Source organism: Neisseria sp. P0019.S003, assembly GCF_051957115.1.
GTDB classification, from domain to species: domain Bacteria; phylum Pseudomonadota; class Gammaproteobacteria; order Burkholderiales; family Neisseriaceae; genus Neisseria; species Neisseria flavescens_D.
The window spans coordinates 1-1,230 of record NZ_JBQCWT010000017.1 but is presented as its reverse complement, the minus strand read 5'-3'; the positions used below and the strand labels follow the sequence as shown (position 1 = coordinate 1,230).

The 1,230-nt window shown below is 51.5% G+C and carries 2 protein-coding genes; both read left to right on the top strand.

The annotated features are described in order from the left end of the window. The coding region (locus ACTHTS_RS10830) for a helix-turn-helix domain-containing protein (protein WP_440370029.1) at window positions 1-290 on the top strand (290 nt) is incomplete at its 5' end. Beyond that, entirely contained in the window at window positions 194-1,090 is an 897-nt protein-coding gene (locus tag ACTHTS_RS10825) for an IS3 family transposase (RefSeq protein WP_440370028.1), read from the top strand. The genes ACTHTS_RS10830 and ACTHTS_RS10825, both read left to right, overlap by 97 nt. Window positions 1,091-1,230 lie beyond the last annotated feature (140 nt).

Sequence of the window (1,230 nt, the reverse complement as noted above, 5' to 3'; positions counted from 1 at the left end):
GCCAACAGCGTACCGCAGACCACTACGGCATTTCCCGAACCCACCTGAGACGATGGATACGCGCCTATCAAGAAGGCGGTATCGGCGCACTCGAACATCCCCAATCCAAAACCATGCCCCAACATCGAAAAAACCCCTTCATCGCCGACAAACCCGACCAAGAAAAAACACAGGCAGAGCTTATCGAAGAGTTGTGCTATATGCGCGCAGAGGTCGCCTACCTAAAGGAGTTAAAAGCCCTCAGCCAAAAACAGACCGAAAAGGACAAAGCCAAACCGTCCAAACACTGAGGGCGCAACACCCGCTCAAATACCTGCTGCACATCGCAAACCTGCACAAAAGCAGCTTTTACTACCACCATCAAGACCGGCCCGACCCCGATGCAGCCGACAAAGCCCTTATCGCAGAAATCTACGAACGGCATAAAGGACGCTACGGACAAAGGCGCATTGCCGCAGCATTGGATTGGAACCGCAAAAAAGCAGCTCGGTTGATGAAGCAGATGGGGCTGAAAGCCCTCATACGGGCGAAAAAAGCCTACCGCCATCCCGCCATGGGCGAAATATCGGAACACCTCCTCAAACGCCGGTTCAAAGCCCGAAAGCCCAACGAAAAATGGCTGACCGACGTTACCGAACTCAAAGGAAAGGACGGCAAACTGTACCTCTCGCCAATCTTGGACTTGTTCAACCGCGAGATCGTCGCCTACGCCATGAGCCGCAGAGCCGACAGCGAAATGGTGAAGGAAATGCTCGAAAAAGCCGCCCCCCGTCTGACTGATAAAGGAACGATGCTTCATTCGGACCAAGGTGTGCTGTACCGTACGGCGGGGTATAGGGAATTGCTTGCGGAGCATTCCATGGTTCAAAGCATGTCGCGTAAGGCGAACTGCTGGGACAATGCGCCGATGGAAAGCTTCTTTGCGGTGTTGAAGACGGAGTGTTTCTATAACGCAGGTGAATTGACGGTAGATGAATTGATGAAGCAGATAGATGACTATATGGATTACTACAACCGGGAGCGTTGCAGTTTGAAATTGAAAAAGCTGAGTCCTGTCGCATACAGAACCCAGCTTGCACAGAGCGCCTGAATAGGCTTTTATGAGTGTCCAAGATTTGGGGGCCAGTTCAACCTTGTTTTAGAATTTCAGACGACCTTTTGCCTTTGCTTCAATCCAATGATTTTATTTCTTGGCTCTAAAGCCCAGCAGATGTTGCGTGGTGGCAAGCC